This is a genomic window from Pseudonocardia sp. OZ21 (genome assembly GCF_059359135.1).
On record NZ_JCADBN010000015.1, the window covers coordinates 1 to 20,483 of the forward strand.

Annotated in this window: 19 protein-coding genes and 1 pseudogene; 3 read left to right on the plus strand and 17 right to left on the minus strand. The window is 70.7% G+C overall.

The features are described from left to right. The 14 genes and pseudogenes from AC5L35_RS28390 to AC5L35_RS28455 all read right to left on the minus strand — a co-directional run. Nucleotides 1-473 (minus strand): annotated as a pseudogene (locus tag AC5L35_RS28390) (non-ribosomal peptide synthetase); the annotation flags it as partial. A gap of 38 nt (nt 474-511) precedes the next feature. Then, nucleotides 512-2,995: a Pls/PosA family non-ribosomal peptide synthetase gene (locus tag AC5L35_RS28395; protein ID WP_495062780.1), complete on the minus strand. Its 2,484-nt coding sequence runs from the start codon at nt 2,993-2,995 to the stop codon at nt 512-514. A gap of 1,093 nt (nt 2,996-4,088) precedes the next feature. Continuing rightward, on the minus strand, nt 4,089-6,479 hold the full coding sequence (locus tag AC5L35_RS28400; protein ID WP_495062781.1) for an AAA family ATPase: 2,391 nt from the start codon (nt 6,477-6,479) through the stop codon (nt 4,089-4,091). Between the two features lie 56 nt (nt 6,480-6,535). Next, nucleotides 6,536-7,252 (minus strand): DUF998 domain-containing protein, encoded by a 717-nt coding sequence (locus AC5L35_RS28405; RefSeq protein ID WP_495062782.1) that lies wholly within the window; start codon nt 7,250-7,252, stop codon nt 6,536-6,538. Between the two features lie 146 nt (nt 7,253-7,398). Next, nucleotides 7,399-7,650: a PLD nuclease N-terminal domain-containing protein gene (locus tag AC5L35_RS28410; RefSeq protein ID WP_495062783.1), complete on the minus strand. Its 252-nt coding sequence runs from the start codon at nt 7,648-7,650 to the stop codon at nt 7,399-7,401. Between the two features lie 194 nt (nt 7,651-7,844). Further along, nucleotides 7,845-8,147, minus strand: coding sequence for a GlsB/YeaQ/YmgE family stress response membrane protein (locus AC5L35_RS28415; protein WP_495062784.1), 303 nt, complete (start codon nt 8,145-8,147; stop codon nt 7,845-7,847). Nucleotides 8,148-8,245: 98 nt separating this feature from the next. Next, a complete protein-coding gene (locus AC5L35_RS28420; protein ID WP_495062785.1) occupies nt 8,246-9,601 on the minus strand; it encodes an MBL fold metallo-hydrolase in 1,356 nt (451 codons plus the stop codon). A 140-nt stretch (nt 9,602-9,741) separates the two neighbouring features. Beyond that, nucleotides 9,742-10,653, minus strand: coding sequence for a LysR family transcriptional regulator (locus AC5L35_RS28425; protein WP_495062786.1), 912 nt, complete (start codon nt 10,651-10,653; stop codon nt 9,742-9,744). A 79-nt stretch (nt 10,654-10,732) separates the two neighbouring features. Next, the gene (locus tag AC5L35_RS28430; RefSeq protein WP_495062787.1) at nt 10,733-11,053 is read right to left on the minus strand and encodes a putative quinol monooxygenase; all 321 of its coding nucleotides are present in this window, start codon (nt 11,051-11,053) and stop codon (nt 10,733-10,735) included. A gap of 41 nt (nt 11,054-11,094) precedes the next feature. Beyond that, the gene (locus AC5L35_RS28435; RefSeq protein WP_495062788.1) at nt 11,095-11,823 is read right to left on the minus strand and encodes an SDR family NAD(P)-dependent oxidoreductase; all 729 of its coding nucleotides are present in this window, start codon (nt 11,821-11,823) and stop codon (nt 11,095-11,097) included. A gap of 135 nt (nt 11,824-11,958) precedes the next feature. Then, the gene (locus tag AC5L35_RS28440; RefSeq protein ID WP_495062789.1) at nt 11,959-12,561 is read right to left on the minus strand and encodes a hypothetical protein; all 603 of its coding nucleotides are present in this window, start codon (nt 12,559-12,561) and stop codon (nt 11,959-11,961) included. 102 nt (nt 12,562-12,663) lie between these two features. Next, on the minus strand, nt 12,664-13,269 hold the full coding sequence (locus tag AC5L35_RS28445) for a response regulator (protein ID WP_495062790.1): 606 nt from the start codon (nt 13,267-13,269) through the stop codon (nt 12,664-12,666). After that, nucleotides 13,266-14,474 (minus strand): sensor histidine kinase, encoded by a 1,209-nt coding sequence (locus AC5L35_RS28450; RefSeq protein ID WP_495062791.1) that lies wholly within the window; start codon nt 14,472-14,474, stop codon nt 13,266-13,268. Before AC5L35_RS28450 ends, AC5L35_RS28445 begins: the two co-directional genes overlap by 4 nt. Nucleotides 14,475-14,570: 96 nt before the next feature. After that, on the minus strand, nt 14,571-15,179 hold the full coding sequence (locus AC5L35_RS28455) for a DinB family protein (RefSeq protein WP_495062792.1): 609 nt from the start codon (nt 15,177-15,179) through the stop codon (nt 14,571-14,573). A gap of 88 nt (nt 15,180-15,267) precedes the next feature. Between AC5L35_RS28455 and AC5L35_RS28460 the strand changes: the two genes are divergently transcribed. Continuing rightward, nucleotides 15,268-16,089 carry a MerR family transcriptional regulator gene (locus tag AC5L35_RS28460; RefSeq protein ID WP_495062793.1) on the plus strand — a complete coding sequence of 274 codons (822 nt, stop codon included), beginning with the start codon at nt 15,268-15,270 and terminating at the stop codon, nt 16,087-16,089. Nucleotides 16,090-16,109: 20 nt separating this feature from the next. On the opposite strand, the gene AC5L35_RS28465 is transcribed toward AC5L35_RS28460, so the two are convergent. Further along, nucleotides 16,110-17,138, minus strand: a complete 1,029-nt coding sequence (locus tag AC5L35_RS28465) for a sigma-70 family RNA polymerase sigma factor (protein ID WP_495062933.1) — start codon at nt 17,136-17,138, stop codon at nt 16,110-16,112. Nucleotides 17,139-17,218: 80 nt separating this feature from the next. Between AC5L35_RS28465 and AC5L35_RS28470 the strand changes: the two genes are divergently transcribed. Together AC5L35_RS28470 and AC5L35_RS28475 are read left to right on the plus strand one after the other, a co-directional pair. Beyond that, complete coding sequence (locus AC5L35_RS28470; RefSeq protein WP_495062794.1) at nt 17,219-18,052, plus strand: alpha/beta fold hydrolase; 834 nt, start codon at nt 17,219-17,221, stop codon at nt 18,050-18,052. Between the two features lie 15 nt (nt 18,053-18,067). Further along, nucleotides 18,068-18,355, plus strand: a complete 288-nt coding sequence (locus AC5L35_RS28475; RefSeq protein ID WP_495062795.1) for a DUF1905 domain-containing protein — start codon at nt 18,068-18,070, stop codon at nt 18,353-18,355. A 13-nt stretch (nt 18,356-18,368) separates the two neighbouring features. On the opposite strand, the gene AC5L35_RS28480 is transcribed toward AC5L35_RS28475, so the two are convergent. Together AC5L35_RS28480 and AC5L35_RS28485 are read right to left on the minus strand one after the other, a co-directional pair. Then, complete coding sequence (locus AC5L35_RS28480) at nt 18,369-18,995, minus strand: TetR/AcrR family transcriptional regulator (RefSeq protein ID WP_495062796.1); 627 nt, start codon at nt 18,993-18,995, stop codon at nt 18,369-18,371. A gap of 43 nt (nt 18,996-19,038) precedes the next feature. Then, nucleotides 19,039-20,454 carry an amidase gene (locus tag AC5L35_RS28485; RefSeq protein WP_495062797.1) on the minus strand — a complete coding sequence of 472 codons (1,416 nt, stop codon included), beginning with the start codon at nt 20,452-20,454 and terminating at the stop codon, nt 19,039-19,041. Between the last annotated feature and the right edge of the window lie 29 nt (nt 20,455-20,483).

Here is a 20,483-nt window from a genome sequence, read left to right on the forward strand (position 1 = left end):
GTGCCCTCGGCGAGCGCACCCGCGGTGCCGGTCGGGTCGAGCACGGTCTCGAAGGACGGTCCGGCCACACCCAGCTCGCGCCGCAGGTCCTCGATCGGGAAGTCCTGATGCGACACCAGATCCGACTCGACCCGTCGGGTGTCGGCGAGCAGCGCCCGCCACGAGTTCGACTCGGTGGTGAGCCGGAGGGGCAGCGTCCGGCCGTCCGTGGCGACGTAGCCGGTGGTGACGTCCTGCTCGCCGGACAATGCGGCGAGCACCGTGGCGTGGGCGGCGAGCAGCACCGAACTGAACGGCACCGCCAGGTCCTCCGCCAACCGGTGCCCGGCCGTCACCAGCGCGTCGGGAACCGGCGCCTCGTACTCGGCGACACCGGCCGCCGCGTCGAGCGTCCAGCGTGGGATCGCGGTGAAACCACCGGCGACGAGCACCCCGCGCCAGAACTCCCGGCCGGCTTCCGCTGGCATTCCCATGACAGTCTTCCCTCCACTTACCGCGGTCACGGTGCTACTTACCGCCGACCAGGGGCGGTGCGATCGACATTCATTTCTCTGGCGGGGTTTCCCGCCCAATGGTCGGCGGCCGGGACGTCCGTACCCTTCATCACGAAGGAATCGGCATCGATGACCGCACCATCGCCCACCGTCGCGCCGTAATGGACCAGGGAGCCGACGCCGAGTGTGGAGCCCGCACCGATGGTGATGTAACCCGACTTGAAGGCCCCGTCCTCCTGCGAATGACCCTGGAGTCGACTCCCCGCATTGAGGGTGGCATTGTCGCCGATCGTGGTCAGCGTCTTCTCGATGATGGCGCAACCATCGTCGAAGACATACTTTCCGATCCGGACTCCCAGAAGCCGCCAGACCAAGTTCTTGAACGGGGTGCCGTCGAGCAACCTCGGCTGTGCCAGCAGCTTCCAGTAGCGCTCGTGCCACCAGAAGTACCGGTCGTAGATCGAGCAGTACTGGGGCTGGAGAGGCCTGAACCCTGTGACGATGCGTTCGACCAGCACCACGTAGAAGGTGCCGAACACGAACATGAACACGCCGAGCGCGGCGATCACCAGCGCGCCGAGCGCCCCGTAGAAGTCCGCGGTGGCGAGCAGGGCCACGGACACCACGAAGAAGAGGAACCACCGCACCAGCAGCAGCAGCGCCATGCTGACCAGGTCGTACCTGTTCTTCGCCGCGATGGCGTGACGGCGCTTCACCCTCGTCAGATGAGCCATCTTGGTGTCGCGTTGGACCGAGCGCGGAATCTCGAAGCTCGTCGAGCCCAGAACCCCGGTGTCCTGCCGGACCTCTCCGTCGACCGGAATCCCGACCTTCGTGGCGAGAAGGCAGTTGTCGCCCGTCTTGCCCTGTGCCGGATAGACGATGAAGTTGCCGAGGAAGTTGTTCGCCCCGATGGCGGCGGGCGACACCCGGAAGGACGTGCTCGAGAACTCGGCATTCATGACCGACAGCCCGTCGGCGACCACCGTCCCGCTGCCGACGGAGGTGAGGAACGGGTTCTCGGTCCGGACGTCCATGCCGAAGTTGCACCCGGTCTGCACGACCGGGTCGAGCTTGAACCCGACCCACTTGAAGTAGGGGACGATGTAGGAGCTGTCACCGAAGAGGTTCACGAAGAACCGCATGTTCGTCGTGCGCGCGATCGCTCGGTGGGCCCAGTGGTGGAATCCGTACAAGGGGTAGAGCTTCCCCGGTGTGATGGCCTTGTTCAGGAGCCGAGGGACGATACCCACGAACAGCAGCGCGAGGATCAGGAAGCCGAAGAAGACCGAGGTCGAGAAGATCAGGGCGTCGCGGTAGAACCACCAGCTCTCGAGAGCCACCGGGTCCGCGTCCATGAGCTCATTGAGCTGCGGAACCTCGGCGAGCAGGACCACCAGGCCGCCGACCAGCACCGGCATTCCCACGACCAGCACGCCGAGCGCCTGCGTGACGCCGAAGAACGCCCTCTTGACGGTGTTACGGCTGGGCGCCGGGCTGGGCAGGCGGAAGTTCTCCTCCGTCTGCTGCGCCGGGGATCCGGACCAGCGCCCGCCGGCGGGAACGGCCTGGCCGGCGTTCAGTGAGGAGGCGTGCCCGAGTTGGCCCCCGTCGCCGACCGAGGTGTTGATGTCGAGCACGCTCATCTCGCCGACGAACGCACCCTTCCCGAGGGTGACCGCGCCGGTCCGGATGACGCCGGCCTCGGCCCGGTAGCAGTTGAAGAACGCGTCCTTCCGGATCACGGCGCCGGCACCGACCGTGAGCAGATCGGTGCACACCGGCACGTTCCGAGAGAAGATCACGGCCCCGCGCCCGATCTTTGCGCCGAGCGCGCTCAGGTACAGGTTGTAGAGCGGTGAGGTCGTGCTCATGCGCGACCGACCGCCGATGAACAGGAGCAGCGGGTTGGTCCGGATGAGCGTCTTGACGGTCCAGAAGCGGACGTAGGTCAAGCTCCAGACCCGGATCTCCTGGGGCTTCCAGCGGCCGATGATCAACCATTTGGCCACGATGGGAAGGACGCACAGGCCGATGACGGCGCCGCTGCCGAACAGGAGTGACCGCAGGTAGATATCAATGAGCCGGGAAGCGGCGGAGATCCACTCGTAGCCTGCGTTGGTGACGAGCGCAGCGAGATAGGAGTATGCGAGGAAGATCAGGATCTGCAGCGTTCCGCAGACGAAGTACTCCAGCTTGCCGGTGGCCCTGGCCGCGACTGGTTCCGGGGTCGGGCTCTCGATCATCTCGATCGCCGGGGCGGCGAACCCGACGGTCGGGGACGGTGCCGCGACGACTGCGGGCGCCGTGACCGCGACGGCCTTCGCCAGGCTTGCGATGGTCTGGTGCCGGTAGACGTCCTTTATCGATACCGACGGGAGGTCTGCCCGTTTCCTGACGCGCGCGCAGAAATGCGCCATGACAAGCGAGTCGGCACCGAGATCGTCGAAGAAGTGGCTGTCGACCGGCACCCGGTCGACGTGCACGACGTCCGCCAGCACCTCGGCGAGGCCCAGTTCGATGCTGGTCAGGGAGTCTGACGGACCATCCTGGATGGCCGGAGAGTTACTCCGAACGGTTGGAGGTGCAGCCACCGGGGCTGTCATCACCTCGATCGACTCTCCCACTACACGAGCTCCTTGCACAGGAAGTTGACAGTTTCGATACGGGTTCCGAGGAGCTCGCGGCAGGACCGCGGCAACCCGGTTCTAGGGGGAATTGAAAAGTGATGCGCATCGCTCTCGTGCTCGGGAATAGGATGCAGTCGAAAGTGACCGGGGACACTTCCATGAAACTGATCCAGATGATCAAGAAGGAGTGTCCCGAAATTCGCATCCGGCACATCGTCGACCAGCGACGACGGGTCGAACCCACCATGCCGGAGCAAGATCATCAATCCTCCTTACGTGCGAGCACTCAACTCCCCTACGTGCGATCGCTCATCAGGGTTCAGATCGCGGTCAGAGCGATCTCCTGGTGCCGGGGCGGTGGCGGGGAACCGCACTTCCGGCCGACGGTCCCGAGAACTGGCTGTCGGAGAGAGGCATCCGGGAAATCGTCAGATCGGGCCGCGATGTTTCACGACGCGTCAGTTTTCACTCGCCTGGACCTCCCCGCAGGAAAGTGTAACCCGAACGCGAGGGGATTCCATGCTATGTGACGCTGCGCGCGCCATCCAGCAGCTGTTACAGTGAGATCCTCGGGTTCAAGGAATGGTCAAGGTTATACCAATAATCATCTTCGACAGGTTGTCACAGGCCGCTTCGTCCGATTTGTATCGCATTAACCGCAGTATTGAAGATCAGATCGGCAGCGGGAACCACCCGTTTGGCGGCACCGAAAAGCCCGGCCGGTGCGCCTGGGGCGGTCCGCGCGGCCGCTCGGGCGCGCGTTCGCCCCAAGCTGATCAGCGGGAGCGCAGTGAGGTGCGTCATGGGCCGGCGCGATGCTGCCCCGCCGTCTCGCAGGGGGGTGCCTGACGTGAGCCCCGGATGGCGGGTGCCCGGCGCGCGGCTCACGGGGTAGGTACGGCGCTGCGGGCGCCGAAGTCGATGCTCATGACCGTCGGGCTGCCGAACCACTGCGCGTAGCGGCTCAGACGTGCCATCGGGCGGGCCCGCCGGGCGCCACCTGGTAGCGGCACGCCCGGCCGGTGCGGATCGACGCGGACAGATGGGCCCCGGCTTCCGGGGCCGCTCGGGTGATGGCGTCGATGACTCCGCGCAGGGTGCGGGTGACGTTCACCCTCGCCCGCTCGTCGGCGCCGGACACGGTTCTGCCTCGTCCGCCCAGGCCGGTGGCCCGGCGAAGCTCGTCGAGCAGGGCGGCGCGCTCGGTGGCCGCGCGCTCGGCGCCGGGGATGTCGCCCGTGGCGTCGGCGACGTCGAGCGCTTCCTCGAGCGCGGTCAGGCGCCTCCGGTACGTATTACGGGCGGCGTCGTCGAGCACCGGCTCCGCCGCGACAGCGGCCAGGCCCGCGCCGCCGGCGGCCAGGTCGAGCGACGAGATCTCCTGCCCGGACGCTGCGAGGAGCGCGCGGAGGTAGGCGACACCGCGGCCGTCGCGGAGCCGGGCCCGCTCGTCCCCGGCCTCGAGTAGCCAGTCCGTCCCGTCGCGGCGCAGCGTCCACTCGTCGGGCGGCGGGATGAACGCCGCTGCCGGCTCCGGCATGCCCAGCGGGGCGGCGATGTCGCGTGCGCGCCGGCGATGGGCGCGGGCCAGTTCGGCGTCGCCGTCGTGGCCGCGTCGGGCGAGCGTGTCGGCCAGCGCGGCCACGGTGTGGGCGAGGAAGGGCAGCGCGCCGTTCTCCTCCTCCCACGCGGCGGCTTCCGTGAGCAGTTCGACCGCCTCGTCGAGCAGGCCGAGGTGGGTGGCGAGGATGCCGAGATGGTGCGCGACCGGTCCCGTGACCGTGTTGGCGCCCGCCCACACCACCAGCCGCCCCCGGTAGCCGGCCAGCGCCTCGTACAGCCGGGTGGCGGCTGCCGTGTTCCCAGTGGCGACGGCCACCGCGGCGAGGTCCGCGGCCGCCCCGAGCCAGCGCGGCCCCGTGCCGGCCAGCACGCGGGGCAGGGCGCGTTCCAGCTCCAGGCCGGCCTCCGCCGTCCTGCCGAGCGACACCAGGAACCGGGCCGCCGTGGCCTCGTAGAGGTGCCCGGGGTGGCGACGCGAGAAGGCGCGCAGTCGCTCCAGTTCGGCCTGGTCGTCGGTAGTCGGTGGGTCCCCGCGCAGCAGCGTGATCGCCCACCGCAGGGTGATGACGAGCCGGTCGGTGTCGGCCAGCCCCACCCGCCTGCCCTGCTCGGCGACCTCCTCGATCAGCCGGTGGGCCTCGTCGAACCCGCCGCGCACCGTAGCCAGCATCGCGTACCGGGACACGACCATCACCGCGCCCGCCGTGTCGCCCGCGATGCGGGCCTCGCGTTCGAACGCGGCCAGTGCCGTCTCCGCCTCCCCGATCCGGCCCAGCTCCATCAGCGCCACGAATCGCCAGAAGATGCCGCGGCGCTCGAGCCCCAGATCCGCGGATCCGCGGGCCAGGTCGACGATCTCGCCGGCCGCGGCGAGCCGGTCCTGCGCCCCTCCTGGATCCCACAACGCGTGCAGCCGAGCGTCGAGGACCTCGGCGAGTACCGCCCGGTCACCGTTGCGGCGGGCCAGGGCGAGGGCCTCCTCGACGAGGACGCGGCGCCGGGCCGCGACGCCGGTGTCGCCGAGCAGCCCGTGGGCGAGCCGTGCTTTCAGCCGGGCGCGGGTGGCGTCGTCACACGCCCGGGTCAGCGCCGTCTCCAGCAGCCCGACCAACCCGGAGTCGACCTCGAGGAAGCCCTCGCGCGACGCCGTGCCCAAGGCGAGCGCCACGACCGGATCACCGCTCGCGTCGGCGTCGATAGTCGCCGCCAGCGCGCGGGCCGGGCCCGGTAGACCGCGCGAGGCCACCCACAGCGCGTGGCGCACCTCGGGGCGTGCCTCGCCGGTCACCTCGCCGATACCGGCGGGGCTCAACGGCCCCAGCCACACCTCGTCGGCCATGCCCAGCGGTGCTGCCGAGGTCGCGAGCAGGGCGACCGGCCTGCCCACCACCCGCCCCGCCAGCAGTGCCAGCAGCGCCAGCGCGTCCGGGCCGCCCAGATCCACATCGTCGACGACGATCAGCCGGCGTGGCGTCGAGCACAGTGCGACGGTCGCCGCGTCGAGATCGGAGAACTCCGGCTCGTCGAGCAGGCGGGCGGCCAGCTCGTCGGGCCCACCGGCGTCGCGTACCAGCTGCGCCCACACCTGGCGTCCTGGGTTCCCGCCTGCCGGCGTCCCCCGGAGGACCTCGAACCCCTGCTCCCGGGCCGTCGCGGCGGCGACGTCGGCCAGCGCCGTGCGCCCGGACCCGGGTGGGCCGGCCACGACCAGGACGTCTCCCGATCCGGCAGCGGCGCGGTCGAGCAGGCGCGTCAGCTCGGCGAGCTCTCGACGCCGTCCGGCCAGGTCCACGGGATCCAGGCTATTTCGTCAGGCGGACGGCGGACCGCACCCCGCCGCGGCCTGTCTCACGCGCGGCGCGGTGCTGGAGCCGGGGCGCGGTGCAGGACCGCCACCGCGAGCGCGACGATGCCGGCGGCGCCGGTCGTGGCCCCCACGCGCTGGAACAGGCCGACCAGACCGAGGGGGCCGGCCTGGCCGGTGACGACACACAGGGCGAAGAACAGCAGCGCCAGCCCGCGCGCCGCCCAGGCGTAGCGCGTCCAGCCGGACACGCGGCTCATGGCCGAGCCGAGGTAGAGGAACGCCACCGCGAACAGGAGCAGCCCGACGGCGCTGATCACGCTGTGGACGACCCCGTCACCGTCGGCGAGCTGCGCGGCCGCGGTGCAGCCGGGTTCTGCCTGGCTGCAGGGAAGCCGGCCGAACGCGGCCGACAGGTCCCCGCCGCCGTAGACGGACAGCGCGAGCAGGAGCGAACCGATCGCGGCCGGCCGACCGGCGGGCCGCAGCATCGGCCACACCGACCGCGCCGCGAACCCGACCAGCGCCGCGCCGCACAGGGTGAACACCACGATCAGCACCCACGCGCCCGGGGCGCCGGTGGCGTACATGTCGCTGATCGAGTGGGCGAGGACGCTGTAACCCGGTGGCTGCCACAGCGGGGCGACCAACCACGTCAGCACGAACCCGACGTGGGCGACCAGCGCGATCAGTGCCCAGCGCCGGACGGTGCGGGTCGCGGACGGTCGATCGATGCCTCCGCTGTCGGGTGCCCTGAGCACGGCTACCCCCTCACCGGCGGCCCAGGAACGGTTCCGTGGGCGAACGCGGTGACTCACCGTGTCCCAGTGACGCCGCGATCGACATCCATCACGCGTCGAGAGCACCGGATCGAAGGTCTGGTCGACGGCGACTGTGGTCGAACGCGTCAGGTCCGGACTGCGCTCTGCCTGCGTCCGACCACGAACCACAGCAGTGGGCCGAGGAAAGGCGCACAGAAGGCGAAGATGATCCAGACCAGCTTCATGCCCCCGCTCTGGTGGCTCCCCAGCACGCTGATCAGCGCGGCGATGAAGAAGACGAGGTACGCCAGAACGGCGAGGACCATTCCGGCGGCCACGACGGGACCCCAGAGCTGCTGGGAATCCTGGAGGGCGGTGACGGCGAGGGCCGACGGCATCGAGCGTCTCCTTGTCGAGGAGTCGTGGCGGTGGTCCGCCCGAACGGGCGTGGTGCCTGTCCGTCCATTCAGTCTGGGATCGACCGGGGCCCTTCACCTCGGCTCAACGGCTCCTCGTGGCCGCACCGCGTCGTACTTCCGGTCGACCCCGCTGATCATGCGGAAGTCGTAGGGCGGACCGGGGCAGGCCGCGATCAGCGCCGGGCGAACCTGCGGCGGTAGGCCGGGGTCACGACCACGACCGCGAGGACGGCCATGACGACCTGGAAGAGCAGGGCCCAGGTCGGCACCCCGGCGAGGGCGGCGATGGCCGTGCCGCCGAAGGCGCCGGCGATGGCGCCGAGAACCGTGCGCCAGCCCGCGATCCCCTGCCTTCGCCGTACGACGCGGTGCCCGATCGCACCGACGACCAGCCCGACGACGATCGCGGACACGATGGGGAAGTAGGTCTGGATGGCCGAGATGACGGCGGGGTTGACGGCGGGGTTGGTGGACACGGTTCCTCCCGGGTGCGTCCAGGGGCCGACGCTGTCGACCCGTGGTGACGATCAGCTCGTCGATCCACCCCGTACACGACCCGGCAGCGGCATCCGGTTCAGCCCGTCAGGCCCAGCTTCACGGCGCGGGTGAACTCGTCGTCGACCAGCACGACGTCGAAGCCGGCTCGGTCGAGCAGGCTCGCCGCGATGCCGGCCCGGAACCCCGAGGCGCAGTGCACCCACACCTGTCCGGTCGGGATCTCGCCGAGCCGGCTCAGGAGAGCGTGCATCGGGATGTGCGTCGAACCCGGTATCGAACCCGCCGCCCGTTCGTCGGGACGGCGTACGTCCAGAACGACGGTGCCGCCGTCCTCGCGTGGTCGGGCGAGCTGGTCGAACGTGACCCGCGGGTAGCTGTGGACCCGGTCGGGATCGGCCAGCTCGTCCGGGCCGCCGATCGCGGACCCGTCCGGGCGGTCGATGCCGATGCGCACCAGTTGACGTTGCGCGCCGGCGATCTGCTCCGCGCTCTCGCCGACGAGGGTGAGTGGCGTTCCCCAGGGGACGAGCCAGCCGAGGTAGGTGGCGAACTGCTGGCCGAGCTCGATCCCGATCGTGCCCTCGATGTGCGCGGTGGAGTAGGCGGTGCGGCTGCGCAGGTCGACCACCCACTCGCCGGCCTCGATCCGCGCCCGCAGCGCGGCGGGCTCCACCGGGCCGACGGGGGAGAGGTCGGCCGGCCCCGGGCCCTGCCGGTTCCGCGCGCCCATGTGCGCGTAGTAGCTCGGGTACGCGGTCAGCCCGGCGATCAGGTGTTCGACGAACGCGTCCTCGTCGTCCTCGGTGAGGGCGTCGTTGCGGGCGCGCTCCTGCGCGATGGTGCTGCCGCTGCCGCCGGTGGCGGAGCCGGAGGAGCAGAAGCTGCCGAAGCCGTGGGTCGGGTAGACCTCGTCCGCATCGGCACTCAGCTCGACCAGTTTCCGGGCCGAGTGGTACTGCGCGCGGGTCAGTTCCTCGGTGCGCCCGGCGTCGACGAGGTCGGTGCGGCCGACGCTGCCGTAGAGCAGGGACCCGCCGGTGAACAGCGCGGCCGGCCCGCTCCCGTCGTCGATCCGGTACGAGAGGTGGGTGTCCGTGTGCCCGGGTGTCGCGATCACGCGGACGTGCATCCGGCCGATCCGGAGTTCCTCCCCGTCGCGTGCCGGGTGCCGCTCGAACTCCACGGCGTCCTCCGCGGCCACCACATAGCGAGCGCCCGTACGCCGGCTCAGCTCCAGCCCCCCGGTCACGTAGTCGTTGTGGATATGAGTCTCCAGAACGACCGCGCACCGCAGGCCGAGGGCGGCGAGCACCGACTCCACGCGGTCCAGATCACGTTGAGGATCGATCACGATCGCTGACTGTCCGTCATGGGCGATGTAGCTCCGATCGCCCAGTTCGCTGGTCTCGACGATGCTGACTGCGACGGTCATGTCCCAACCCCTCACCTTGGGTAATGACCGTACATTAACTCGCCTCTCCCACTTCGTGGGCGCGATGGTGGTCACGCTTTCTGGGTGAGGCAGCAGAAAGGCGAGGGGAATTGTCGGAACCACGCCGATTCCGCGGTCCGCTACCGCGCGGTGATGTCCAGGGCGGCGATCAGAGCAGCGATGTCCCGGTGCCGGGTGGCGGCAGGCCAGACGGCCCAGGTCCGCCGCACGACCGGGTTGTCCACCAGCGGGTACCACTCCAGCCCGTCCGGGAGGGGCTGTCCCCAACCGGGGGAGGCGAGCCCGAACGCCCTGCCGGTGCCGATGCCGGCGAGCTTGACCTCCGGGGTGACCGGCCGGTCGTCCGTCGGTTGGTCGTCCACGACGATGCCCTCGGCGCGCAGGATGGCGGTGACCTGGTCGTGCCACCCCGGGCTGTCCGACCGGGCGAAGCCCATCCAGTGCAGACCCGCGAGCCGGTGCAGGTGGACGCCGGTGTCTCCGCGGATCTCCTCGGCGCGGGCGGAGCTGAGGATGACGCCCATGGCTTCTCGAACGGCCAGCACGATGTCGAGTTGGGGATCGGTGGGTCGATCGCGCACCAGCCCCACGTCGAGCTCACCGGCCAGCAGTGCCGCAAGCTGGGTGGTGCCGGACGCATGCACGACCGTGGCTCGCGTGTCGGGGTAAGCCTTGGCGAGCTCCCCCAGGGCTCTCGGCAACAGGTCCAGGGGAAGCTCCAGCGGCGCGCCCACGCGGATCTGGCCCGCCGTCACCTGCGACTCGGCAGCCGACGTGACGGCAGCCATGGTGGCGGTGACCCGGTCGTGATGCTCGATCAGACCCCGGGCCTCGCGCAGCAGAGTCGCGCCGGCGTCGGTGGTTCGGGAGCCGGCGTGACTGCGCACCAACAGCCGTGCGCCGACGCGGCGCTCCAGCGAGTTGATGGTCTGAGACAGTGCGGACTGGCTGACGTGAAGCTTCCGCGCCGCTGCCGACAGACCACCTTCCTCGACCACCACCACGAAGGCGCGCAGTTCGCGGATTTCCATACCGCCCATTGTGGCGAGCGCAACCGCGACCGCGCTGGTCGTCGCCCCGACCCCGCGTCGGGGCGCTCGACCGTGCTGATCAGATCGCTCCCTTTTCCGGGTCGCCTGCCGGCACCGAGGCCAGCACCTGGACGTCCATCGGGGCGCTCAACGCACCGTCCAGCGCGTCCATCAGCCCCCGCAGCGCCGGGCTCTTCGTGTGCGCCTCGAGGGCCGCTTCGTCGGCATATTTCTCGATCATGACCAGGCGGTCGGGACCCGCGTACATCGCGTATCTCAGCACGCGCGGCTCCTGCGCATGAGTTTGTTCGATCGCGTTGCCGAGCGCTGCCTGAACGTGGTCCCACCGACCCTCGGCCGGCGACATCGAGGCGATGACGACGACCTCTGATGTGGACATGCATCTCTCCTTACCGGGAGGGAAACGGGTGCTGGTGTACCTCAGATCGCGGTGCTCCCGGCGTCGACGTGAATCGTCGAACCCGTCATGTAGCTGGTGCGGGGCGAGGCGAGGAACAGGACGGCCTCCGCGATCTCGTGGGCTCGCGCCGTACGGCCCAGGGGAAGCGTCTTGGCGATGTCCTCGATGCTCTCGCCCCACTCCAGCAGCACCCCGTCGGTGCGGGTGGGGCCGGGGCTGACTGCGTTCACCCGCACACCACTGGAACCGAACTCGGCGGCCCAGGTGCGCGTGAGCGAGGTGAGCGCCGCCTTGGACGCGCTGTAGACGGAAGCGCCGGGGATGCCCTTCCACGCGGCGATGGAGGTGATGTTGATGATGCTGCCGCGGCCCTGTTCGAGCATGTGCGGTACGAGCTGGGCGACGAGGAAGTAGGCACCCCGGACGTTGGTGTCGAAGATCCGCTCGAACGAGGAGACCTCCTGCTCGATCGTGGGAGCGACGGGGAACGCGCCGGCGCCGTTGACGATGATGTCCACCGACCCGGCCTCACGGACGAGTTCGGCCACGGAGTCGAGGTCGGCCAGGTCGGCAGCGACAAATCGCACCGAACCTGCCTCGTGGATGTCCTCGACAGCCTTCTTGCCGCGTTCCACGTCGCGCCCGGTGATAATCACGTCGGCGCCTTCCCTGGCGAGCAGGCGGGCGGATTCGAGACCGATTCCCGCGGTGCCGCCGGTGACGAGTGCGGTTTGACCTTGCAGTTCCATCGTGGAGCCTCCAGAGGTGATCTCATCGAGCTTGCTCCTGATTGAACCGCCGCCCGCGGCGCGCTATTGCTTTTGACCAGTGGGATTACCGTGGGACGGGCATAAGATCTGCTTGTGGCCCGATCGGACCGGTCCTCAGAGGAGCGGGCCGAACACCAGGCCGGCGGCGATCATCAGGTCCAGAGCGCCGCACCACTCGGCGTAGGACCGCGAGACCACCCGGTCCTTGGCCAGGTGCACCCAGTCCCACACGGCGTGGCCGAGCCACCCGGCGGCCACGAGGTACCGCCCGAGGTCGGGATCGACAACCAGTCCGGCGACGGCGAGCGCTCCGAACCCGGCCATCCCGACGAGCTGCAGCCGGAAGTCCCGCTCCCGATGGCGTCCGTGGCTGGTGCCCCAGATCGCCGCCGCGAGAGCGATGGCAAGGAGGACCACGGAGGGCTCGATCCAGTCCTGTAGGCGCATCGCGATGAACAGCGCGATGCACACGAAGAACACCGGCCACGTCGCGCGCCGACTGCGCAGGGCCGCCACGATCACGTAGAGCATCGGCAGCGTCAGCAGGGCCTCGGCAAGGCCGTGGGTGGCGTCGTCCGTGACCTCACCGAGGAGTGAGTCGGCGCCGGCTGCGACTCCGACGACGGTCGGCCAGCGCTTCGCCGCGGCGGCCAGGGCACGTGTCGTCCGGGCTCGGGGGCGGCTGGGAGTGGAGGTAGGGGGAGGAGTGGTGTTCATGGCTTCAGGCTCGATGCGGACCACCGCACGTCACAGATGCGCGATGTCATCGCCCGGCCATGCGGTTCGCATGGTCCACGTGTGCGGCGAGCCGCGCCGTGGTCAGAGCCAGCCGTGTTCGCGCGCCGTGGAGATCGCCTCGGCCCTGCTGGCTGCTTCGAGCTTCGCGACAGCCGCGGCGAGGTAGTTGCGCACCGTTCCCGGCGACAGGTGCGCCTGCCGGGCGATGACAGCGACCGGGATGTCGTCGCCCGCCAGCCGCAGGACGTCGAGCTCGCGAGGAGTGAGGGGACACTCCGGGGCCAGCAGCGCGTCGGCGGCCAGGGCCGGATCGACGTAACGCCCACCCTCGTGCACGCGGCGGATCACCTCGGCGAGCAGAGCTGCTGGTGACCCCTTCGGGACGAACCCGCGCGCGCCGCTCCGCAACGCGCGGCGCAGCAGCGGCGGGCGACCGTGACCGGTCAGGATGACGACCGCGCACGACGGCGCCGCCGCCGCGATCTCGACGGTGGTCTCCAGACCGGACAGCCCGGGCATCTGCAGGTCGACGACCGCGACGTCCGGCCGGTGCGCCAGCACCAGCCCGACGGTATCGCGCCCGTCGCCGGCCTGGGCCACCACCTCGATGTCGGGCTCGAGTTCCAGGAGTGCCGCCACCGCACCGCGGATGAGGTGTTCGTCGTCGGCGAGGAGAACGCGGATCATGCGGGCACCGGAACCCTCGCCGTGAGGGTGAACGTGCCGGCCCGCGCCTGCACGCTCACCGTGCCGTCGACCTCGGCCAGGCGATCGGCGAGGCCGCGCAGGCCCCCGCTGTACCGGTCGGGTGCCGCGTGGGCCACGCCGTCGTTCGTCACGACCATCCGGACCTGCTCGGGTGGTGTGTCGACGTCGATCGTGCAGCGCGCGGCGCGGCTGTGGCGCAGCACGTTGGTGACCGCCTCGCGGAGAACCGGCACCAGATGCGACGCCTCGGCCGGCAGGTCGCGGTCGGGAAACTGCACGACGCATCGCACCCCGGCCGATCGGAGCACCTGCTCGACGGCGTCGATCTGGTCGCGCAGATCGACGGCCCGGTAGCCGTGCACCGTCTGCCTGACCTGCGCCAGAGCCGAGGTGGCCAGGCGCTGGATCTCCGCGGCCTGCTCGCCGGACCGTTCGGCATCGATCGGCGCCAGCCGCTTGGCCAGCTCCGCCTTGAGCGCGATCACCGACAGGTCGTGGCCGAGGAGGTCGTGCACGTCCCGGGCGAACCGCAGACGCTCCTCGCTCACCGCGAGCCGAGCCAGCGCGTCCTGCCCGTCGCGGGCCTGGACGACCAGCCGCCACAGCCCGATCTGCAGACCGTTGACCAGCGCCAGGCTGGTGCCGATGCCTGCGGTGATCACGACGTACTCGACGACCGCGCCACCGTTGGCCCACCCCACTGCCGCCGACACGGCAACGGTGAGCACGACCGCCGCGCTCGCAGCGGGCGCTCCGCGCACCAGCAGAGGCACGGCCCCGATGAGCGCGGCACCCAGCCAGGCCCAGCTCTCCCACCGGCCGGACTCCGCTCCCAGCGGCCCGACGAGCGGAACGGACACGATCGACGCGCCGAGCAGAGCCGACGACGACAGGCGACGACCCCGGGAGGAGAGTCCAGCCCGCAACTCGTTGACCAGCGCCCAGCCGAGACCGGCGCTGAAGGCCGCGATACCGACCGCGCCGAGCAACTGCTGCGTGAGCCGGTGTTCCACTCCGAGCCCGATCACCGGCATCGCGACGCTCGACACGAACATGATGCCCAGAGCGGCGAGTGTCACCAGCCGAGCGCGCCGGTACCCCTCCTCGAACTCGATCTCCGCCCAGCCGATCGGTGGAACAGAGCGGTGGGGCACGTCATGACGACCGGATTCGCCGGAACGCACGTGACCACCTCCGTCGACACCCTGTTCCTCCGAAGGATCATTGCGTACCCGGCAGGGGTATGAACAGCAGGCGCCGGCCGCCGCCTGTGGCCTGACCTACGAGGGCAGCGCGGCGGCCCCCTGGCCGGCCTCCCGCGCCACGCGTTCCAGCCGGTCCCGGTGGCTCTGGCGCTGCTCCTGGTCGGCCAGAGTCATGTTGTCGTTGTCCTTCCGTAGCCCGGCCGCCCCGTCGATGAGCTCCCGGACGATGTCGGCGTGCCCGGCGTGCCGGTGGGTCTCGGCGATCAGGTGCACCAGGATCTGGTGGAGCGTGACCTCGTTGCGGGGTGCGGGCCAGTGCGGCACCCGGCCGGGCGCGTCGAGCGCCAGCGCCTCGATCGTGGCGTCCGAGTGCGCCCACGCCCGGTGGTAGAGGCCGATGATCTGCTCGCGCGACTCGGCGGCGGTGGCCCACAGGTCGGCGTCGGGTTCGGCGTCGTCCTCGAACCAGGGCAGCGGTTCGTCCGACGGCCGGCCGAAGGTGTCGCCGAAGTAGCCGAACTCGACGCTGGCCAGGTGCTTCACCAGCCCCAGCAGGTTGGTGCCCGTGGGCGTCAGCGGGCGGCGGCTGTAGTACTCCGACAACCCGTCGAGCTTCCACAGCACGGCCTCGCGAGCAGCCTGCAGATAGCGGTGGAGATCCGCTTTCGGATCAGATCCGGTCATACCGCGCAGCTTGCCATCGGGTACCGACGAATCCCCGATCATTACCCTTGACCCTCTCACCGTGTGAGGCCCTGTACTCGGAGCCGCCATGTTCACCATCGGAGACTTCGCCGGGCACGGCCGGGTATCGGTCCGCATGCTGCGTCACTACGACGCCATCGGGCTGCTGCGCCCCGCGCACGTCGACCCGGCCACCGGCTACCGCCACTACCGGGCCGAGCAGCTCATGCAGCTCAACCGGATCGTCGCGCTGAAGGACCTCGGCTTCAGCCTCCACCAGGTCCGGTCGATCCTCCACGACCGCGTCGGTGCGGAGGAGCTGCGCGGGATGCTGCGGCTGCGGCGGGCGGAACTGGAGACGGTCATGGCCGACGCGGCGGCGCGCATGGCCAGGGTCGAGGCGAGGCTCCGGACGATCGAGAGTGAGAACCACATGCCCACCGACGGCATCGTCGTGAAGAGCCTTCCGGCCCTGCGGGTGGCCGAGCTGACCGGCACCTCGGGAAGCTTCGACCCGCGGGAGATCGGGCCGGTCGTCCGCATCCTCCACGAGGAGCTGCGCGGCTGCCTGGACACCGCCGGGGTGCAGGCGACCGGCCCCGCCGTCACCCGGTACGAGGACGTCCCGGGCACCGGCGGCGTGGTGGTGCGTGCCGGCCTGCCGGTCGCAGTGGCCGTCGACCACGTCGAGGGCGCGCCGATCGTCGACATCGACGGTGTCGACCGTGCCGCCACCGTCGTGCACTGCGGATCCATGGACCACTTCCTGCCCACCGTGCAGGCGCTGGCCCGCTGGCTCGGCGCCAACGGCCACGGCTTCACCGCGGAGCACGCCCGGGAGCTCTCACTGGCGCGGCCGCAGGACCGCGCCGGGTGGGTCACCGAGCTCCAGGTGCCCATCGCGGGATGACCCTCGGACCCGGGCCGCGATCACGGCAGTGAGGCGGGCAGCCCGAGAAGCGCGAAGTTATCGGGGCCGATGAACGAGGTGATCTCCGCGACCCGGTCGCCGCGGAGGGTCAGCACGTTGATCGACCACCCGACATGGGCTCCGGCGGCGTCGTTCCAGAGGTAGCAGCCCATCGCGGGCTGGCCGTTGGCGCTGGTGGGGAGGTGCCGCCATGATCCACATCCGGTCAGCGGTACCCGCACGGCGAAGTCGGTGACGGCCTCCAGGCCGTGGTACCAGTGCGGCAGCGGCGGCATCTCCCAGGTGACGTCCTCGGTGAGCAGCGCGACCAGTGCGTCGGCGTCGCCGCGTTCGATCGCGGACGAGAAACCGGCGACGATCTCGCGCCTGCGGGCGTCGTCGATCTTCCGCAGCGTCTGCTGCTGGGTGGGAGAGGGCACCTTCTCCGCGACGATCACGCGTGCCCGCTGCAGCGCGCTGTTCACCGCTGCCCGCGAGGTGTTCATCATCGTGGCGATCTCCGCGGTGGAGAAGCCGAGCACCTCGAAGAGCAGCAGCGCCGCCCGCTGGTTGCCGGGCAGGTGCTGCAACGCGGCGACGAAGGCGAGCTCGACGGCCTCGCGCTGTTCGTAGCGCGCGTCCGGGCTGAGCGGGCCCTCCGTGAGGGCCGCGTCGGGGTAGGGACCCAGCCAGGCGACGTCTCCCCGCGGGGCGGCGTCGACCACGGCGCGTTCGCTGGACGGACCGAGGTCGACGGGCAGCGCGCGCCTGCCCCGGCGTCGGACGCTGTCGAGGCAGGCGTGGGTGACCACCGAGTACAACCACGAGCGCAGCGAGCTGCGCCCCTCGAAGGACGCGAGCCCCCGCCACGCCCGGAGCAGTGCGTCCTGCAGGGCGTCGTCGGCGTCGTGGGTGGACCCGAGCATGCCGTAGCAGTGGGCGTGCAGCTCCCGGCGCAGTGGCTCGACGAGGCGGGAGAACGCGGCGTCGTCGCCGTCGCGGGCTCGGGTCAGGTCGTCGGCCGCCGGAATCGTGGTCTTCTGAGAGATTTCGCCCACGAGCGATGATTCTGCCCGACGGTGGGCGTCCCCATTCCCGACCGAGCACCATGCCCGTTCCAGGAGGCCCGATGAACGCCCCGTCGACCGTTCCCGCCACCGTCGCGACCCTGGAGGTCCCCGGCGCGCGGCTGCACTACGAAGTACGGGGCCACGGCCCGGTGGTCGTGCTCGTCGGCGCCCCGATGGATGCGGCGGCCTTCGCGCCGCTGGCCGACCTGCTCGCCGCCGACCACACCGTGCTCACCACCGACCCCCGTGGCGTCAACCGCAGCCAGGTGGCCGACCGCGACCGGGACTCCACCCCGGAGATGCGTGCCGACGACCTCGCCCGGCTGCTCACCCAACTCGACGCAGGCCCGGCCGCGGTGCTCGGCTCCAGCGGCGGAGCCGTCAGCGCGCTGGCCCTCGTCCAGGCCCACCCCGAACTGGTGCACACCGTCGTGGCCCACGAGCCCCCGCTCACGGAGCTGCTCGACGACCGTGAGCAGCTTCGCGCGCAGACCGAGGGCATGATCGCCACCTACCTGGCGGGCGACGTCATGGGGGCGTGGACGACCTTCTTCGCCCAGGCCCGGATCGACCTGCCCGACGGCGTGATCGAGCAGATGTTCGGAGGGGAACGCGACCCGCAGGCGGTCGCGGACGAACACCACTGGTTCGCCCACGAGATGAGCCCTACCACCCGCTGGCAGCCCGACCTCGCCGTCCTGCGGGACAGCCCGGTCCGCATCGTGGTCGGCGTCGGCGAGGAGTCCGGCGGCCAGATCTGTGACCGCACGTCCACCGCGCTCGCCGCCGCCCTCGGTATCGCACCGACCCGGTTCCCCGGCGACCACACCGGGTTCGTCGACGATCCCGAGCGGTTCGCCACCCGGCTGCGCGCGGTCCTGCAGGACCACTGAGATCCGGAGCCGACGATGACGCAGACCACCACCCAACCGCTGGACCACGCCTTCACCGCGCCGATCGAGAAGGACGGAGCCTTCGCCACCTACGTGACCGTGCCGGACTCCGCCGAGCTCCTCGGCACGAGGCGGCCCGTCAAGGTCGCCGGGACGATCGACGGCCACCCGTTCACCGCCACCCTGATGCCGTCGGGCAGCGGCCCGCACTGGCTCCCCATCAAGGCGGCCCTGTGCAAGCTGATCGGCAAGCACGCGGCGGGTGTCGAGGTGGCGTTCCACCTCGAGCAGCGGCTGAGCTGAACCGGCGGCGTGGTCAGTCGGGCGGATCGGACGCGGGCGGTCGCCAGGAACGGAGCAGCACGTCGACGGCGTCGACCACGACGTCGCCTGCGATCTCGTCGGGGAACAGCAGGCGCTGGATGAGCAGGCCGTCCTCGAGGGCGTGCACGATCAGGGCGAGCAGTGCCGGATCGGCGGGAAGCGCGCCGTACTCGCCGATCCGTTGCTCGATGGCCGTCTGGATCGAGGAGCGCGCCAGCTTCTCGCGCTGGGCCAGCATGGGCAGCGCCTCCGGGTTGCGCAGCGCATGCAGCACGAGCTCGAGACGCAGCGCCATCCAGTCCGGCAGGTTCTGGTCCCGTTCGCGGTTCCACTGCCGCAGCGACTCCAGCATGTCGCCGAACGACTCCGCCCGCCGTTGCAGGGCGCTGACCTCGGCAACCTCACGACGCGTGCGTTGTTCGAGCAGCTCGGCCACGAGCTCCTGCTTGTCGGCGAAGTTGCCGTAGAAGGCACCGCGCGTGTAGCCGGCCCGCTCGGCGATCTGCTCGACGGAGCTGCCGTTCACCCCGCGCTCGGTGAAGAGCTCGCGCGCAGCCTCGAGCAGCCGCTCGCGGGTCTGCGCCCGGCTCTCCTCACGGGTCAGGCGCTTCCTCGCCACGGTCGCTGAACCTACAGGCGCCGTCCGACGCCGGGCGGCACGGCTACGCCACGGCATCGACCGCGGGCTGCACCGGGGTGAACGTCCCGAACCGGGACTCCAGTACGGCGGCGGCCTGGAGGCACAGGTCCTCTCGATGCCACGGTCCGATCACCTGGACGCCCAGCGGCTGGCCGTCGACCACGCCTGTCGGAACGGCGACCGCCGGCACCCCGAGGAACGTGGTGGCGGTACACAGCCGCATGGCGCGGATGATGCTCTCCCCGGCTTCGTCGTCGTCGAGAGCAGCGTCGAACGGCCGCTCGGTGTAGACGGGCCCGAGTACGAGCGGGTAGCGCTGGGCGAAGGCGGCCCAGTCGCGCATCACTCCGTGCCGAGTGGCCGTGGCCTGCAGGTACGTGGCGAGGTCCGCCGGGTGCCTGCGCCGCATCGACAGCTCCATGTGCGCCGCGGACGCGGCCGTGAGGAGCGGCCGGATCCGCGGCCAGCCGAGCCCGAACTCCGTGGTGATCAGCGTGCTGTACGCCTGGATCGCGTCGTCGATCCGTGGTGGCTCGGCCTCCTCGACGACGTATCCGGCATCGGCGATCGCTGCCGCCGCCCGTTCGATCTCCGTGCGGATCTGTGGGTGCACCCCCTGGCCGCCAGGATCGACGGACACCGCGACCCGGATCGGCTCGGCACACTGCGGCCCGACGAGCGGGACGGCGACGGCGCGCGGGTCACGCGGATCGGTGCCGGCAAGCACCTCGAAGGCCGCCTGCAGGTCCGCGACCGTGCGAGCGATCGGACCGTCGGTGGGGAACAGCTGTGAAGCCAGGGTCGGGTCCGTGTCGCCGATCCGGTGCTCCATCGGAATGCGGCCGTAGGTCGGCTTGAGTGCGGCCACTCCGCAGAACATCGCGGGTAGTCGGACCGAGCCGCCCGCGTCGTTGCCCAGGCCGATGGCCGCCATTCCGCAGGCGGTGGCGGCCGCGTCCCCACCGCTGCTGCCGCCAGGGGTCCGGATGGCGCCCCACGGGTTGCGGGTCTCCCCGAACAGTTGGCTGACGGTGTTGTTGCCGCCGATGGTCAGGTCGGGCATGTTGGTGTGCCCGACCGCCACGGCGCCGGCCGCGCGCAGCCGTCCCACCGGCGGCGCGTCACGAGCGGCGACGAGGTGGCGGAAATGCGGAATGCCGTGTGTCGTCGGGTGCCCGGCGATGTCGATGTTCTCCTTCACGGTGAACGGCACCCCGGCCAGCGGGCCGAGGGGGTCTCCCGCCCGGCGAGCGCGGTCGATGCGGTCCGCGGCGTTCCTGGCGTCGCCGGCGACCAGGTTGGTCACGGCGTTCACGGCCGTGTTCACCTCGGCGATGCGGGCCAGGTGGGCGTCGACGACCTCCCGCGCGGACACCTCACCCGCGAACACTGCGCAGGCGATCCTCGTTGCACTCCATGTCCACAGGGGCTCGTTCACCCCATCAAGATACAGATCCGTATTCAAAT

Coding starts and splice junctions, on each gene's coding strand:
- AC5L35_RS28420 (WP_495062785.1), bottom strand. CDS start 9,601: ATGACCGTCGCAGTCAGCATCGTCGAGACCAGCGAACTGGGCGATCGG.
- AC5L35_RS28430 (WP_495062787.1), bottom strand. CDS start 11,053: ATGTCCACATCAGAGGTCGTCGTCATCGCCTCGATGTCGCCGGCCGAG.
- AC5L35_RS28475 (WP_495062795.1), top strand. CDS start 18,068: ATGACGCAGACCACCACCCAACCGCTGGACCACGCCTTCACCGCGCCG.
- AC5L35_RS28410 (WP_495062783.1), bottom strand. CDS start 7,650: ATGCCGTCGGCCCTCGCCGTCACCGCCCTCCAGGATTCCCAGCAGCTC.
- AC5L35_RS28455 (WP_495062792.1), bottom strand. CDS start 15,179: ATGACCGGATCTGATCCGAAAGCGGATCTCCACCGCTATCTGCAGGCT.
- AC5L35_RS28425 (WP_495062786.1), bottom strand. CDS start 10,653: ATGGAAATCCGCGAACTGCGCGCCTTCGTGGTGGTGGTCGAGGAAGGT.
- AC5L35_RS28435 (WP_495062788.1), bottom strand. CDS start 11,823: ATGGAACTGCAAGGTCAAACCGCACTCGTCACCGGCGGCACCGCGGGA.
- AC5L35_RS28440 (WP_495062789.1), bottom strand. CDS start 12,561: ATGAACACCACTCCTCCCCCTACCTCCACTCCCAGCCGCCCCCGAGCC.
- AC5L35_RS28470 (WP_495062794.1), top strand. CDS start 17,219: ATGAACGCCCCGTCGACCGTTCCCGCCACCGTCGCGACCCTGGAGGTC.
- AC5L35_RS28460 (WP_495062793.1), top strand. CDS start 15,268: ATGTTCACCATCGGAGACTTCGCCGGGCACGGCCGGGTATCGGTCCGC.
- AC5L35_RS28445 (WP_495062790.1), bottom strand. CDS start 13,269: ATGATCCGCGTTCTCCTCGCCGACGACGAACACCTCATCCGCGGTGCG.